This window comes from Ruegeria sp. BI11, from assembly GCF_056538005.1.
In genome coordinates, this window is sequence record NZ_JBQFSM010000001.1 from 163,903 (window position 1) to 178,603 (window position 14,701).

At 58.1% G+C, this 14,701-nt stretch carries 15 protein-coding genes; 9 read left to right on the top strand and 6 right to left on the bottom strand.

Translation table 11 applies throughout. The features are described 5' to 3' along the window. The first annotated feature begins 35 nt into the window (after positions 1 to 35). Positions 36 to 416, top strand: coding sequence for a hypothetical protein (locus ACR0DT_RS00735; protein WP_480708908.1), 381 nt, complete (start codon positions 36 to 38; stop codon positions 414 to 416). A gap of 470 nt (positions 417 to 886) precedes the next feature. After that, positions 887 to 1,498 (top strand): YrbL family protein, encoded by a 612-nt coding sequence (locus ACR0DT_RS00740; protein WP_480708909.1) that lies wholly within the window; start codon positions 887 to 889, stop codon positions 1,496 to 1,498. On the opposite strand, the gene ACR0DT_RS00745 is transcribed toward ACR0DT_RS00740, so the two are convergent. After that, positions 1,479 to 2,369: a LysR family transcriptional regulator gene (locus tag ACR0DT_RS00745; RefSeq protein ID WP_480708910.1), complete on the bottom strand. Its 891-nt coding sequence runs from the start codon at positions 2,367 to 2,369 to the stop codon at positions 1,479 to 1,481. The genes ACR0DT_RS00740 and ACR0DT_RS00745 overlap by 20 nt on opposite strands. Before the next feature lie 107 nt (positions 2,370 to 2,476). On the opposite strand from ACR0DT_RS00745, the gene ACR0DT_RS00750 reads away from it, so the two are divergent. Together ACR0DT_RS00750 and ACR0DT_RS00755 are read left to right on the top strand one after the other, a co-directional pair. After that, positions 2,477 to 2,752: a hypothetical protein gene (locus ACR0DT_RS00750; RefSeq protein ID WP_480708911.1), complete on the top strand. Its 276-nt coding sequence runs from the start codon at positions 2,477 to 2,479 to the stop codon at positions 2,750 to 2,752. A 44-nt stretch (positions 2,753 to 2,796) separates the two neighbouring features. Further along, a complete protein-coding gene (locus tag ACR0DT_RS00755; protein WP_480708912.1) occupies positions 2,797 to 3,801 on the top strand; it encodes a GlxA family transcriptional regulator in 1,005 nt (334 codons plus the stop codon). 8 nt (positions 3,802 to 3,809) lie between these two features. On the opposite strand, the gene ACR0DT_RS00760 is transcribed toward ACR0DT_RS00755, so the two are convergent. From ACR0DT_RS00760 to ACR0DT_RS00780, 5 genes are all read right to left on the bottom strand, one after another. Further along, positions 3,810 to 4,370 (bottom strand): sarcosine oxidase subunit gamma, encoded by a 561-nt coding sequence (locus ACR0DT_RS00760; protein WP_480708913.1) that lies wholly within the window; start codon positions 4,368 to 4,370, stop codon positions 3,810 to 3,812. Next, positions 4,363 to 7,308, bottom strand: coding sequence for a sarcosine oxidase subunit alpha family protein (locus tag ACR0DT_RS00765; RefSeq protein WP_480708914.1), 2,946 nt, complete (start codon positions 7,306 to 7,308; stop codon positions 4,363 to 4,365). The genes ACR0DT_RS00760 and ACR0DT_RS00765 overlap by 8 nt, the downstream gene beginning before the upstream one ends. Then, positions 7,305 to 7,592 (bottom strand): sarcosine oxidase subunit delta, encoded by a 288-nt coding sequence (locus ACR0DT_RS00770; RefSeq protein ID WP_170393802.1) that lies wholly within the window; start codon positions 7,590 to 7,592, stop codon positions 7,305 to 7,307. The genes ACR0DT_RS00765 and ACR0DT_RS00770 overlap by 4 nt, the downstream gene beginning before the upstream one ends. A 13-nt stretch (positions 7,593 to 7,605) precedes the next feature. Further along, on the bottom strand, positions 7,606 to 8,856 hold the full coding sequence (locus ACR0DT_RS00775) for a sarcosine oxidase subunit beta family protein (protein WP_480708915.1): 1,251 nt from the start codon (positions 8,854 to 8,856) through the stop codon (positions 7,606 to 7,608). 77 nt (positions 8,857 to 8,933) lie between these two features. Further along, entirely contained in the window at positions 8,934 to 9,797 is an 864-nt protein-coding gene (locus ACR0DT_RS00780) for a LysR family transcriptional regulator (RefSeq protein WP_480708916.1), read from the bottom strand. 107 nt (positions 9,798 to 9,904) lie between these two features. Here ACR0DT_RS00780 and ACR0DT_RS00785 point away from each other — a divergent pair, with 107 nt between their 5' ends. From ACR0DT_RS00785 to ACR0DT_RS00805, 5 genes are read left to right on the top strand one after another with little or no spacing between them, the layout of a single operon-like run. Further along, positions 9,905 to 10,504 (top strand): amino acid synthesis family protein, encoded by a 600-nt coding sequence (locus ACR0DT_RS00785; RefSeq protein ID WP_480708917.1) that lies wholly within the window; start codon positions 9,905 to 9,907, stop codon positions 10,502 to 10,504. Further along, positions 10,476 to 11,255 carry an alpha/beta fold hydrolase gene (locus ACR0DT_RS00790; RefSeq protein ID WP_480708918.1) on the top strand — a complete coding sequence of 260 codons (780 nt, stop codon included), beginning with the start codon at positions 10,476 to 10,478 and terminating at the stop codon, positions 11,253 to 11,255. Before ACR0DT_RS00785 ends, ACR0DT_RS00790 begins: the two co-directional genes overlap by 29 nt. Continuing rightward, positions 11,252 to 12,160 (top strand): flavin reductase family protein, encoded by a 909-nt coding sequence (locus ACR0DT_RS00795; RefSeq protein WP_480708919.1) that lies wholly within the window; start codon positions 11,252 to 11,254, stop codon positions 12,158 to 12,160. The genes ACR0DT_RS00790 and ACR0DT_RS00795 overlap by 4 nt, the downstream gene beginning before the upstream one ends. Positions 12,161 to 12,172: 12 nt before the next feature. Then, positions 12,173 to 13,207: an LLM class flavin-dependent oxidoreductase gene (locus ACR0DT_RS00800; protein ID WP_480708920.1), complete on the top strand. Its 1,035-nt coding sequence runs from the start codon at positions 12,173 to 12,175 to the stop codon at positions 13,205 to 13,207. Between the two features lie 8 nt (positions 13,208 to 13,215). Beyond that, on the top strand, positions 13,216 to 14,694 hold the full coding sequence (locus ACR0DT_RS00805; protein ID WP_480708921.1) for an aldehyde dehydrogenase: 1,479 nt from the start codon (positions 13,216 to 13,218) through the stop codon (positions 14,692 to 14,694). Positions 14,695 to 14,701 lie beyond the last annotated feature (7 nt).

Genomic DNA, 14,701 nt, shown 5'->3' on the forward strand with positions numbered 1-14,701 from the left:
TCCTGAGTAGAACATCGCCAAAGCGGCCGGTGCAATTGGACGCGCTAATCACTGGTGATCAAAAGTCCAAGTTGCACGGGAAAGTTGTGTTCCCTGAAAGAAATCTGACACCTTCCGTCGCCCTGTGGGATCGAGATGAAAGCAGCCCAACGCATATCGGTGTACGAATTCTGAAACCGCCGAAATCTGTATACAATGCCGCTAGGTTTCTTGCCGCAGCGGCAATGGAACGCGAAGTGTTCCCGGTTATTCTTAGCCGCGTAGACTATAGTGGATTTGAACAATTCGGTTTTCGTGTCGAACGCGTTCCGGATGAGCCGGCAGCAGCAAAAGCCGCAGAAGAGGAAATTCGAAAATTTTGGGATCTCGCAATTATCATCGATGGCGATGAAATTGGGCTTTGGACTGGTCAGTAGAACAGGGTCCGGCCGGGGCAAGTCATCGAATAAGATCATAGGTTCTATGGCTTTTTCATAATCTCCCCCTCACGATCAGAACTTTGTGAAGTAGAAAAGAGAAACCCGGCAGAAATTGTGAAAAGTCATTAGTTCCGGGAGTTAGATCCTGCGCATCAGTGCCGAGTTTAAAGTCACATCCGAGGTCGCAACGATCCTGGATCGAAGTAAGTTAAATCATTGTGCCATCTTTGCCCTCGTGCTGTGTGGTGCAATTACTAAGCAATTCAATCAACTTGCACTTGACCCTCATGACCTCTCCAGATTGGCACGGCTCAAGCTAGGCGAACGGACATGGGGATTGTCAGCCTATTGTTCGGGCTTAAACAAAGGTTCATTGTCACATAAATAATAACGCCTTATGAAGGACACTGATTTCAGCACCCAGTGCCCTTGCGGCGCACGTTTTTCATGATTGGGACCTGACAGACATGATTGACTTAAGCGGCCAAACTCCGCTGCGCGAAAGCCGCAACTACAAAATTTTCCAACACCCTGAAATTGAGGGCGCGTTGCTGAAGGTCCGGGCGGATGAACCCGTTCGGAACCACGCGATTCCACGCTATGCCACCTGGCGTTATGGCAATCTGCGGCAATGGAACCGTGAGGCGAACGAATATCTTGCTGCGTTGAATCGCGGGTGCCCCGAGATAGAACGCCTGGCACGGTTCATGGGCTATGCGCCGACCTCGTCAGGGCCGGCTCTGGTGGTGGAAAAACTGACCGGCCCGGATGGCGGGCTTGCGCCGACCCTGCAATCCGAAAAGCTTGCGTATGCGTCGGACCGACCCGCGCGTCAAAAATTGCATGACGAGTTCATGGAACTGATGGATGACCTCAAACAAGGACAGATTATCGTTGGCGATATGGGCTTCGAAAACATTGTCCGTGCGCAAGAGCGGGGTGGTAAATTGGTTATTATCGACGGGCTGGGCGAACGGGTGATGTTCCCGCTGGTTCTGTTCAGCAATTGGGCATTCAACAAGTCGATCGAACGCCGCCGCGCGCGTATGTCCAAGGGGTTTATGCTCGGGACGGGTTGATTTGGCCTGCGCGATCCAAGTGTTTCGCGTTTCCAAACTCTTTGCGGATTTCCTGAATAAGAGCCGCTGCAGCTGGATTTCGGCGTTTTAGATGCGTGCGGGCGACAAAGGCGATGCGAGGTGGTTTAGGGAAAAGTTCGTCAATGACTTCCATTCCCGAGGAAATGTGCATGCCGTTCAGCAGCGCCACACCCAGACCCGAGCGTACCGCAGATTGGATGCCTGCCGCACTGGGGCATTCCAGAACATTGTCGAACCGATGTATTTCATTGGCCATGCCCCATTGCTTGTAGAAACACTGACTGTCGAAGGACAGAAAGGGCACAGGCGCTGACAAGTTCACGTGAAATTCCGGCGATTTGACCCAATGCAGCGTGTCTTCGAACAGGATCAGATCATCAGGTAGTACATCCTGATGAAAAATCTGCATGACCGCAATATCCAACTCTCCGGCTTTTAGCCACACTTGTACGTTCAAACTTTGACTGGTTCGGGTGCGGACACGAACATCCGGATACAATCGGGTGAATCGGCCCAGTATGCGGGCGATATCGCTGGTGGCGGTGTCCTCGGTCATACCCAATCGGATGGTGCCCGTTAGGGGCTTCTTCCCCAAGGATGACAGCGCCTCGTCATGCAATTCAGTGATCCGGCGGGCATAGTCGCACAGCCGTTGGCCGGCTTCGGTAAACAAAGGACCACCCGCGCGGCGCGCCAGCAAGCTACAATCCAGTGCTTGTTCCAGCCGCCGGATTTTGTGACTGACTGCGGATTGAGACAGCGCCAGGTGTTCCGCCGCGCGGGTCACTCCGCCATGTGCAGAAATAGCCAGCAATGCCCGCAGGGCGTCGATTTCCAGGCGTTCGTTCATTTGCCTCATCCATGACAAAACAAGATCAAAGAATGACAATCATTCATTTGAGTCACACATTACTCTTGGTCTAGTCACAGGAAAAGACAAAACTCCAGAGGTCCAAAATGCCACGTATAGTCACAGAACCAGTCCCGACAAATTTTAAAACCTCACGTCGTGGCCTGACAACGGTGTTTGAAATCACTGGGTCCGTGTTGGCGATGGCTTATGCTTTGTTAATCGCCTCGAACATAGGAGCGGAACTGTTAGGCTTTACGCTTCTGCTCTTGTCATCGGGCTTGTTTGCCGCCTGGGCTGTGATCGACCGGCGCTGGACCTTTCTGTTGTTACAGGGTTTCTACGCAACTTCCGCCATCATCGGGTTGATCCGTTGGACGTGAAACTTCGCGTAGGGAGAAGGCGGATTTCCTGCTAGGACAGGCCCATGCGTACTGAGAACAGAATCGAGATCGGCTTTCTGCTGTTTGACGGCTTCCCCATGGCCTGCCTGACCTCTGTGATCGAGCCGCTAAGGGCGGCCAACGAAATCGCGGGGCAAGAGGCGTTCCTATGGTCCTTGATTTCAGAGAATGGTCAAAAGGTTAAATCCAGCGCCGGTGTCCGGTTCGAAGCCGAGCGGTCGCTGTCAGCGTGCAAGAATGTTGACATTGTTTTTCTGCTGAGCAGTCCGACTTCGGTCTTCGACAACCCGAGTTTTGGCAACGGCGCCTTGCGCAGTCTTGGTCGCCACGGAACGGTTTTAGGCGGCATCAGCGCAGGTGTTTTTCCGTTGGTTCGATCAGGTGTGATGCAGGGGCATCCGGTGTCGGTGCATTGGTGCTATGAGGCCGCGTTCGAAGCTGAATTTCCAGACATGGATGCCCGCAGCGAAGTGATCGTAAGGGATGCCAGTCGCACAACCGTCTCGGGCGCGGCGGCAGGGTTTGATCTGGCGTTGCATCTTATTCATGACCGCCTTGGCGGGGATGTCGCGCATGAGGTCGCCTGTTGGTTCCAGCACCCGATGATGCGCGGGGCGGGGGTGCAACAGCAGGTGCCCAGCGCCACGGCGCCCAACACGGGTGACAGTCTGCCATCGTTGGTAGCCCGTAGCGTCGCACTATTCGCCGCAAATATGAGCGAGCCGATTTCCGTAGCGGAGGTGGCGCAGCAGATGGGGGTGACGCCCCGCCAGATCGAACGCGCCTTTAAACAGGCAACCAGACAAAGCCCCAGCCATTACTACCGCGCCATGCGCATGAAGGCGGCGCGGCAGATGGTGGTCTATACCAAGGATCCGATACCTCAGATCGCTGCGGCCGTAGGTTATGGGTCGGTCGCGCCGTTGGTGACGCATTATCGCGCGGCTTTCGGACTAAGCCCCAGTGAAGATCGGCGCAGAATTAACCGCTTTCGTGTCGAAGATAATGCACCGCTCCCATCGGTCTGAGCACAACGTCAAAGCGCCGAGCGCATTGCCGTCAAAAGGGCATGATGCAGTGAACCGGCCGAGGATCGCGGACCATAGACACTGAAGCTATCGGGCATGCGGCACAGAACAAAACAACCGATATGGTGGATCGAACAGCGCGCTGCGCTGCCTGGATCAATCTTGCGCAGATCAAGCTGGCACAGCAATTCCAGAACCGCAGGAATGTCATCTCCGTCCAGATCGAACCGTGTCCAGCCATCCGTTTGCTCGGTGACCGATGCGGTGCCCCCCATGGCAGACTTGACCTGATCGGCAAGTTCTTCGTGGGTATCAAACGGGGCTTCGATCATCCATTGATCGGGACCGGCCCAGAACGCGTTGATCGTCGTACCGGCCCAGCGGCCAATTTCGGGGACGGGGGCATCGATCAACTTGGCCAACGAGGCGGCAGTTTTGTCTTCTTGCCCTATCCGGGCCGCGACCGAAGCCAGCGCAATGCCGGGCACTTCGGTACATGTGACACCTCCGACAGTGTCCACGTGTGGGTCAGTCCCGCCCAGGGCGGTTATTGCAACAAGTTCATGCACGTAGACGCTCTCCTTCCGGGTCGACGAAATGGGCCGAGACGAGTTCCACCTCGACGGTCAGATCGGTGAGTGGCGAGACCAAGCGCATTTTCTCGCCCAGCCGCTCGGCACCGTTTTTCACGAGGCCCAGACCAATATTGCTGTTCAGGATCGGCGAGTAGACCGCCGAGGTGACATAACCCTGATCATGGGCCGCATCGACCGGGCCGTCGGTGTTCATCAGATGCCCGCCTGCGGTGACCTTATCCTCGGGTTGCAGTGGTTTGATCCCGACAAGCCGCAGGACGCCCGGTTCGACCAGAGCCTCACGTTCGGACAGGACCGAACCGATGCTGTCTTTCTTCTTCGACACCATCTTGCCTAGGCCCAAGTTCAGTGCAGTGGTGGTGCCGTTCAATTCATTCCCTGCGGCATGGCCTTTTTCGACCCGCATCACGCTCAGCGCTTCGGTGCCGTATGGTACCACGTCAAATTCCTCACCCTCGGCCATCAGCCGCCGCATCAGCGCGTCGCCATAACGTGAGGGCACCGCGATTTCGTAGGCCAGCTCGCCTGAGAACGAGATTCGGAACAGCCGCGCCCGTAACCCACCGCAGACGGTGACGTTGCCACAGGCCATGAACGGGAAGGCGTCGTTTGAAAGATCGAACTCTGGGTCCACGATCTTTTGCAGCAGTTTGCGCGAATTGGGGCCGGCCACGGCGTACTGTGCCCAGGCTTCGGTGGTTGAAATCAACTGCACATCCATGTCCGGGTACAGGCACTGGCGCGCAAATTCCATGTGGCGGTAGACACTTACGGCGTTCGCCGTGGTTGTGGTGACGACGAAGTGATCCTCGGCCATCCGCGCGGCGGTGCCATCATCCATCACCATTCCGTCTTCGCGCAGCATCAGACCGTACCGGGTTTTTCCAACGGCCAGTTTGGCAAATCCGTTGGCATAGATGCGGTTCAGGAACTCTGCCGCATCGGTACCCTGTACGTCGATCTTGCCCAGCGTCGTACAATCGCACACCCCGACCGAGGCGCGGGTCTGGCGCACCTCACGGTCCACGGATTGCCGCCAATGCGTCTCACCAGGCAAGGGGAACCACTGCGCCCGCAGCCAGTTGCCGACCTCGACAAACACCGCGCCGCGTTCCTTGGCCCAATAGTGCGAGGGCGTCAGGCGGGTCGGATGGAATTCCTGTCCTTTCATCCTGCCCGCGAAAGTGCCTATCGGAACGGGCGTGTAAGGCGGGCGGAAAATGGTGGTCCCAACCTCGGGGATCGACTTGCCAGCAACCTCGGCCATGATCGCAAGCCCGGTGATGTTCGAGGTCTTACCCTGATCCGTCGCCATGCCCAGTGTAGTATAGCGTTTCAGGTGCTCGACTGATCGGAACCCTTCCTGATAGCTGAGTTTCACGTCCTTGACGGTCACGTCGTTCTGCTGATCCACCCAGGCGCGTTTGCACCCTTCTACATACCAGAAAGGAGTTTGCGAGACCGGAGCATCCTCGGCTTCGGGCAAGTCGGGCAGAGCACTAGTCAGTTCCAGCGCGCTGACTGCGCCTTCCGCGCCGGATTGCAGGGCACCATAGGTCGACATCACTCCGTTTGCCGCGCCCGCAACCGACAGGCCGACGGGCAGGTTCTCTCCGGGAACAAAGGCGGCTAAGGCGTCGTTCCAGACCGGGCGTCCGCGTTGGTGGCACGTCATGTGCACGTTGGGGTTCCAGCCGCCAGAAACGCCCAGCGCACCGCATTCGAGTGTCCGGGTCGAGCCGCCGGGTAACGCCAGCTCGACAAAGGTCAACCCGTGGCGGCCTTTGGTATCAATGACTTGGGCGCCTTTCAGAACCTCATAGTCATAGCTGGTGGGGGCGTCTTCGCGTACATCTACCACGGCAGTGATCGTGACGCCTTTCGCATGCAGATCGGCAGCGGTGCGATGAGCGTCATCATTATTGGTGAAAATCGCCACACGCTGCGACGCGGTGGCTGCGAAGCGGTTGGCGTAGGTCCGCAGGGCGCTGGCCATCATGATGCCGGGTCGATCGTTGTTTTCGAACGCGATGGGGCGCTCCGTGGCTCCGGCGCAAAGCAGTGCTCTTTGAGTGTAGATACGCCATAGGATCTGACGGGGTTTGCCCGCAGGCAGGGTAGCCAGATGGTCCCCGGTCCGTTCCACAGCGCCATAGATCCCATGATCAAACGCGCCAATCACAGTGGTACGCGGCATCAACCGGACGTTGGGCAAAGACGACAGCTCCGCAACCGCCTGTGCGGCCCAGTCTTGGGCGCTATGATCATCCAGCGCAAAGGTTTCGCTGTTCAGACGGCCACCAAGGACGAAATCCTCATCGGCCAGAATGACATCGGCTCCGGTACGTCCTGCGGTCAGTGCTGCCATCAGACCGGCTGGTCCGGCACCGATGATCAGAAGATCACAGTGACGGAACCCTTTGTCGTATTCATCCGGGTCGGCCTCTTGCGATAACGATCCCAAACCGGCGGCGCGGCGGATCATCGGCTCGTACAGCTTTTCCCAGAACGCCGCGGGCCACATGAAGGTCTTGTAGTAGAAGCCCGCAGACAGGAAGTTTGAAAACAGATCGTTCACGGCCAGCGCATCGAACTTCAAGCTGGGCCAGCGGTTTTGCGACTTCGCCTCGAGCCCATCGAACACCTCAATCGTTGTGGCACGGGTGTTGGGTTCCTTCCGCGCGCCGGTGCGCAGTTCGACCATGCCATTGGGTTCTTCGGACCCGGCGGTCAGCAAACCGCGCGGGCGGTGGTACTTGAACGAGCGCCCGATCAGACGCACGTCATTGGTCAGCAGGGCCGAGGCCAGCGTATCGCCGGGATGCGCGGTATAGCTGCGCCCGTCAAATTTGAAGGACAAAGAGGTGTTGCGGTCGATCTGACCGCCGTTCAGCCGGTTTGTCTGCGTCATTTGGATCGCCCCCGTGCGCGGGCCACGTCACGGGCCAGTTCCACCTTTGAAATCTCATGCGTCAGCGTGTTGCGCGTGACGACCAGCCAGGAACGGTCACCGGCCTCGTGATACCATAGTTCTTGATGCTCGCCGGCGGGGTTGTCGCGGACATAGCCGTATTCATAAAACGCCTCGGCTGCGTTTTCGGACTGCCAATCCGGGCGGTCTATCAGTGAAGCATCACCCAGATAGGTGAATTCCGAGGCATCGCGCGGGCCCAGAAGGGGATGGTTGATAATCATTGAATGGTCCCCCTCAGTGCAGGTTGGGCTGGTTGCCCACGCCTTTTTCGTCGATCATCCGGCCGGTCTGGAACCGGTCCAGGCGATAGGCGGTGGCGACCGGGTGCGGCTCGTCCTTCGCCAACAGATGCGCAAAGCAATGGCCGGAAGCCGGGGTCGCTTTGAACCCGCCGTAACACCAGCCGCCGTTGAAATAGAGCCCCTCGACCGGAGTGCGGTCGATGATGGGCGAGCCGTCCATCGACATGTCCATCACGCCGCCCCACATCCGCAATAGACGGGCGCGTCCGATCATCGGCATCAGGGCGACGCCGCCTTCGCACACATCCTCGACCACGGGCAGGTTGCCGCGTTGGGCGTAGGTATTATAGCCGTCGATATCGCCACCAAAGACCAGCCCGCCCTTGTCGGACTGGCTGACATAGAAATGACCGGCGCCAAATGTGATGACACTGGGCAGAACGGGTTTCAAACCCTCGGACACAAAGGCCTGCAACACGTGGCTTTCGATGGGCAGCCGCATCCCGGCCATTCCCATCACGCGCCCAGAACTGCCGGCAACCGCGCAGCCCACTTTGTTGGCGCCAATAAAGCCCTTGGTTGTTTCAACGCCCAGGCATTTGCCCTTCTCGATCCGCAGGCCCGTGACCTCGCAATTCTGGATGATGTCGACGCCATGCAGGTCAGCCGACCGCGCAAAACCCCAGGCCACCGCGTCGTGGCGGGCGGTGCCTGCGCGACGTTGAACCAACCCACCCTTGATCGGAAAACGGGCATCGTCGAAATTCAGATAGGGATGTTCCTTGCGCACCTGATCGGCATCCAGCAGTTCGGCATCCGCACCGTTCAGGATCATAGCATTGCCGCGCCTAGTATAGGCGTCGCGCTGACCGTCAGTATGAAAAAGGTTGATGATCCCGCGCTGGCTCATCATAGCGTTGTAGTTCAGGTCCTGCTCAAGCCCTTCCCAGAGCTTCATCGAGAATTCGTAGAAAGGCTCATTCCCGTCCAGCATATAGTTCGAGCGGACAATCGTGGTGTTCCGCCCCACATTGCCGCCGCCGATCCAACCTTTTTCGACAACGGCCACGTTGCGCTGACCGTAGACCTTGGACAGGTAGTGCGCCGTTGCCAGCCCATGGCCACCACCGCCAATGACGATTATGTCATAATGCGCCTTGGGTTCGGGCTCACGCCAGACCGGTTTCCACCCTTTGTGGCCGGTGAGCGCCTCTTTGATGACTCGGAAGCCTGAATATCGCATGAATCGGACCTTTTTCGCCAGAATTCACTAAAATGAGGCCTATGAATATCCTCAGATGCGACATCGACTTGTCTGAATCAGACGTTAAATGCGACTTGTTCTGGGAGAATGTGCGAAAACCATTCCACAAATGCATCCACCTCGGGCGAGCGCCGTTGGACCGCCAGAAAATACCCTTCGGTTGCCGGGGCTGTCGATTCGGTGGCACGTATGACCTGACCGGTGTTCAACGCGTGTTCCGCGACCAGAGCATTGACCAGCGCAACTCCGTTTCCGTTTGTGGCGAGTTGCAAGGCGAGGCCGTAAGAATCCACGTAGAAGGTCGGCGTTGGGATCGTGTGGCCGGTTGCCTCGGACCAAGAGGACCAATTGCCAGATGTGCCGACTGCTTCAATCAAAGGCAGGTCAGTTAGGTCTCCGTCCAAACGGGGTGATTTCACCGCGATCAGGTCGTTGGGCAGCAGTTCGGTGGCGTCCCTGCCGACTTGTTTTACAGACCCGAACCGAATTTCGATATCCGCGCGAGAGGCCGAGTATTCATCCGGCCAGATCGTGCTGACAAAGCGCACGGATGTGTCCGGGTTTCGCGACCGGAATTGCGGCAACGCGGGGGATATCACCCATTCCAGCACGCTGACCGACGCCGCAACAGTCAGGTGACGCGCGCGTTCATCGGCCAGATACGGTGACGCGGCCGAGTGCAGCATCTCCAACGCGGCCTCGACCTGTGGCAGCAGCTTGCGGCCCTCGTCGGTCAGTGACAAGCCACGCGCGTGGCGGTGAAACAGCACCACACCCAACCGCGTTTCCAGCGATCTGATCTGTTGGCTGACAGCGGATTGCGTCAGGCCGATCTCGTCAGCGGCTGCGGTGGAACTTAGCCGTCGGGCGGCCGCTTCAAACGATCTGAACCACGTGAGCGGGGGTAGGGTTTTGGGCATTTGTAACCTACATATTAGAGTCATTAATACCTAAGACCAAAGTTCTTTCGTTTGTCAAAGCAGCCCCTGGCCGAGGATAGTTTGCCAACCAATCACAGGGGGCGTTTGTGCAGCCAAATATTCGAAAATTCGTGACCTACGATGAAGAAGTTCTGGTCGAAGGGTTTCGCAAGGCAGATCGCCCATGGCGGATGTTTGCCGTGGCGGCCGTGGTCCATAACCCATGGGCCGGACGTTATGTCGAAGATCTGCGGCCTGAGATTCTGAGCTTTGCCCCCGTTCTGGGTGAGGAACTGACCGGACGAATGATTGCGCTGGCTGGCAGCGGCGATGCAATCGAAGCCTATGGCAAGGCTGCCGTGGTGGGGTTGGACGGAGAGGTCGAGCATGCCTCGGGCCTGATCCACACGCTGCATTTCGGTAATCATTTCCGGCAGGCCGTTGGGGCGAAATCCTATCTGTCCTTCACCAATACCCGTGGGCCAGCCAACGCACCGATCATGGTGCCTTTGATGGATAAGAACGATGCCGGTCGCCGGTCACATTATCTGACGCTGCAATTCGCCATTCCCGACGCACCGCGCGCTGATGAGGTTGTGATTGTGCTGGGTGGGGCCACTTCGGGGCGGCCGCATCACCGGATTGGGGATCGCTATCAGGACTTGAAGGATTTGGGTCATGACGTGGACAACCCGGCCTCGGTCTAAGTTCGGCGACCTCGCCGCGATTGACGTGGGCGAGGGACCTCTGGTCGTGCTGTTGCACGGCGTCGGACTGCGGGCCGAGGCGTGGGGCGGGCAGATTGAGGCGCTGGTTGCAGCAGGATATCGGGTCGTTAGCCCGGATATGTTGGGGCATGGGAAAACGGCGTTTGCCGCACCAAACGGGCTGGAGAGCTATGCCGCGCCGATTGTTGAGTTGCTGAGCGAGCCAGCAGTACTCATCGGGCATTCGATGGGCGCGCTGATCGCAACGCATATTGCGGCCTCGGGCAATCGCAATGTCAAAGGTGTTGCGGCCCTGAACGCCATTTACCAGCGGTCTGATTCAGCCAGGCAAGCGGTATTGTCGCGGGCCCATGCGCTGGATGAGCAGCAGCCGAATGACGCCTCGATCACTCTGCAACGATGGTTTGCAGATGATACATCGGCGGAACGCGAGGCCTGCGCGCAATGGCTGCAAGAGGTCGATCCTCGCGCTTATAAAGCGGCCTATACGGTCTTTGCCAAAAGCGACGGTCCGACCGAGGAGCACCTGGCCGGGATCACATGTCCAGCTTTGTTTGTAACCGGCGCGGATGAGCCGAACTCGACCCCCAATATGTCGCGCCAGATGGCCAGCATTGCACCAAAGGGGCGCGCAGAGATCATACCTGATGCGGCTCATATGATGCCGATGACCCATGACGCAGAGGTCAACGCCGTCTTGTTGCCCTTCGTTCAGGAGTGCCTGACATGACAACACTGGACCCACGCGCCCTGCGCGATGCCTTTGGCAGTTTCATGACCGGCGTGACGGTGGTGACCGCTCGCGATGCGGCGGGCGCGCCGGTTGGGTTCACGGCCAATTCGTTTTCCTCTGTATCACTTGACCCGCCATTGTTGTTGGTGTGCCCGGGCAAGTTCCTGTCCAGCTATGAGGTGTTCGCTGGCTGTCGACATTTTGCCGTCAATATCCTGGCAGAAGGTCAGCAAGAAGTTTCGAACACTTTCGCAGGGTACAAAGGCGACCGGTTCGCGAAAGTTCCCCATCGTAAAGGCGTGCATGACTTGCCGTTGGTGGAAGGCGCTTTGGTGCAGTTCTGTTGCGAAACCCATCAGGCCATTCCCGCAGGCGATCACACTATCCTAATAGGTCGGGTGCTGGATTTCTCGCACGTTGCGGGTGACGGTTTGGGCTATGTCGGGGGGTCGTATTTCAGTCTGGGTCTTGAAGCCGAAATGGACGCCAAAGTTCCAACGGTTTGCGGCGCAATTATTACTGCTGGCGACCAAGTGCTTCTTGAACGCAACGGCGATGCGTTCCGCCCGGTTCAGGTTTCGGGTGCTGAGGCCGGGGGCCAAAGGAACAGGTTGGAGCAGGGGCTGTCGGAGTGCGGTATCCACGCGCGGATCGAACAGGTCTATTCGTCGTTCAACGACGCCGAGACCAAGCTGCAGTACACGTTCTTCCTGGCATCAGCAGATCAGGCCCCCACATCGGCGAATACCCAGTGGGTTGCGGTCGCGGACCTGCCCAATCTGACATACGCCACTCAAGGCATTCACCACATGATGACCCGCTTTGCACGCGAGGCTCAGACCGGGGATTTTGCCCTGTATCTGGGCGACGCCCAACGCGGCGACATTCACAGCTTTCGTTAAAGGAGCCGATTGATGGAGTTTTCGCTGTTTGCCCATATGGAACGCCTGACGCCGGATCAGCCGCATGACGTTCTGTATGACGAATTCGTTGATCTGGTAAAAATGGCTGATGAGGGTGGCATGCGCGCGGTTTGGACGGGCGAGCATCATGGCATGGAGTTTACCATTGCGCCGAACCCATTCCTGTCTCTGGTCGATCTGGCGCATCACACGAAGAATGTGCGCCTTGGTACCGGGACGGTGATCGCGCCGTTCTGGCATCCGATCAAACTGGCCGGTGAGGCTGCGGCGGCGGATCAGATCACCAAGGGCCGGATCGAACTGGGCATTGCGCGCGGGGCCTATTCCTTTGAATACGAACGTTTGATGCCCGGGATGGACGCGTGGGAGGCCGGTCAAAGGATGCGGGAATCCACGCCGCTATTGCCGCAAATCTGGCAGGGCGATTGCGCGCATGAGGGCGAGTTTTATTCCTTCCCCGCCACGACCTCGGCTCCGAAGCCGCTGCAGGACGGCGGCCCGCCAATATGGATCGCGGCTCGTGATCCGAACAGCCACGAGTTCGGCGTCCACAACGGGTTCAACATTCAGGTCACGCCGCTGTGGCAGGGGATGGAGGAAATCGAAACGCTGATGGGCCGCTTCAACGATGCCTGTGACAGCTATGCCGGGCCGCGTCCCAAGATTATGTTGCTGCATCACACCTATGTCGGCAAGGATGACGACGACGTGGCGCAGGGCGTTCGGGATTTGCGGCGCTACTACAATTATTTCGGTGCCTGGTTCCTGAATAAACGTCCGGTCCAACAGGGTTTGATCGAGCCGCTCACGCAGGCCGAAATGGACGCCAACCCGATGTATACCACCGATAAGCTGGGCCGCGATCTGACCGTTGGAACCACACAGCAGGTGATTGACCGGATCAAACGATATGAGGATCTGGGTTATGATGAATTTTCGTTCTGGGTCGATAGCGGCATGACCAACGGACGCAAACGCGCCTCTCTGGCGCGGTTCATCGACGACGTCATGCCAGCTTTTCAGTGAGGACCACCATGGGAAATCTTCCGCATTTTCAACTGTTCATTGATGGCGAGTGGTCCGAAGGATCAGACGCTCAGGTCATGACATCAGAGAACCCCGCGACCGGGCAGGGATGGGCCACGTTCGCTTGCGCCTCGGCCGGGGATGTCGATCGCGCTGTTGCGGCTGCCAAACGCGTTCTGGACGATCCGGCGTGGCGGGATATGACGCAGACCGCGCGTGGCAAGCTGTTGTACCGGCTGGCCGATCTGGTGGCTGAACATGCGCCTAAGTTGGGAGAGTTGGAGACAACGGACAGCGGCAAGCTGCTGGCCGAAACCTCGGCACAAACGGGTTATGTTGCGGACTACTACCGCTATTTCGCAGGTCTGGCGGATAAGGTCGAAGGCACGGTGCTGCCCATCGACAAGCCCGATATGCACGTCTTTACAACTCGCGAACCCATTGGAGTTGTCGCGGCCATCGTGCCGTGGAACGCGCAAATGTTTTTGACCGCGACAAAGCTGGGTCCGGCTTTGGCGGCGGGATGCTCGGTTGTTCTTAAAGCCTCGGAAATTGCGCCTGCGCCAATGCTGGAGTTTGCGCGGATGATCGAACAAGCGGGGTTTCCACCCGGCGTCGTCTCGGTCATCACGGGCGACGCCGAAAACTGCGCCATTCCACTGACCCGTCACCCGGATATCGACCGGATCGCCTTTACCGGCGGGCCAGAGACAGCGCGGCATGTGGTGCGCAACTCGGCCGAAAACTTTGCCGTCACTTCGTTGGAACTGGGGGGCAAATCGCCAATTCTGGTGTTTGAAGATGCCGATCTGGACGGCGCAGCCAATGGCTTGATCGCCGGGAATTTTGGCGCTTCGGGGCAGAGCTGCGTAGCAGGAACACGGGGGCTGGTGCATCGATCCATTCTGGAACCGCTGATCGAACGAATTGAACAGAAGGCCAGTGGTATCCGATTGGGTGACCCGCTGCAGGCGGAAACGCATGTGGGGCCATTGTGTACCGCGGCGCAGGTGCGGCGGATCGAGGAAACGCTAGCCAAAGCGCGCGGGCAGGGGGCGACGATCCATTTTGGCGGTGAAACTGCGGATCGATCAGGGAACTATATGAAACCAACGCTGGTTGTGTGTGCTTCGGCCGATACGGAAACGCTGAAGGTCGAAATGTTCGGGCCGGTGATGTCTCTGCTGCCCTTTGACACCGAGGAGGAGGCGATCGCGCTTGCGAACAGCACGCCCTATGGGCTGGGTTCCGGAGTGTTTACGCAGAACCTGGCGCGGGCGCATCGGGTATCGAAACGGATCAGGGCGGGGATTTGCTGGGTGAATACATACCGAGCGATTTCTCCGATTGCACCCTTTGGCGGGTTTAACCAATCGGGCTATGGGCGCGAGGCCGGGGTCGAGTCGATACTGGACTATACCCGAACCAAAACAACCTGGATCAACACCGCGCAAGAGCCGATGGCGAACCCGTTCATTATGCGCTAAGCCTGTG

Excerpts from the sequence above, each read along its gene's own strand:
- ACR0DT_RS00790 (WP_480708918.1), top strand. The coding sequence starts at position 10,476 with ATGACGTGGACAACCCGGCCTCGGTCTAAGTTCGGCGACCTCGCCGCG.
- ACR0DT_RS00765 (WP_480708914.1), bottom strand. The coding sequence starts at position 7,308 with ATGACGCAGACAAACCGGCTGAACGGCGGTCAGATCGACCGCAACACC.
- ACR0DT_RS00750 (WP_480708911.1), top strand. The coding sequence starts at position 2,477 with ATGCCACGTATAGTCACAGAACCAGTCCCGACAAATTTTAAAACCTCA.
- ACR0DT_RS00795 (WP_480708919.1), top strand. The coding sequence starts at position 11,252 with ATGACAACACTGGACCCACGCGCCCTGCGCGATGCCTTTGGCAGTTTC.
- ACR0DT_RS00780 (WP_480708916.1), bottom strand. The coding sequence starts at position 9,797 with ATGCCCAAAACCCTACCCCCGCTCACGTGGTTCAGATCGTTTGAAGCG.
- ACR0DT_RS00740 (WP_480708909.1), top strand. The coding sequence starts at position 887 with ATGATTGACTTAAGCGGCCAAACTCCGCTGCGCGAAAGCCGCAACTAC.
- ACR0DT_RS00770 (WP_170393802.1), bottom strand. The coding sequence starts at position 7,592 with ATGATTATCAACCATCCCCTTCTGGGCCCGCGCGATGCCTCGGAATTC.
- ACR0DT_RS00745 (WP_480708910.1), bottom strand. The coding sequence starts at position 2,369 with ATGAACGAACGCCTGGAAATCGACGCCCTGCGGGCATTGCTGGCTATT.
- ACR0DT_RS00775 (WP_480708915.1), bottom strand. The coding sequence starts at position 8,856 with ATGCGATATTCAGGCTTCCGAGTCATCAAAGAGGCGCTCACCGGCCAC.
- ACR0DT_RS00805 (WP_480708921.1), top strand. The coding sequence starts at position 13,216 with ATGGGAAATCTTCCGCATTTTCAACTGTTCATTGATGGCGAGTGGTCC.
- ACR0DT_RS00800 (WP_480708920.1), top strand. The coding sequence starts at position 12,173 with ATGGAGTTTTCGCTGTTTGCCCATATGGAACGCCTGACGCCGGATCAG.
- ACR0DT_RS00755 (WP_480708912.1), top strand. The coding sequence starts at position 2,797 with ATGCGTACTGAGAACAGAATCGAGATCGGCTTTCTGCTGTTTGACGGC.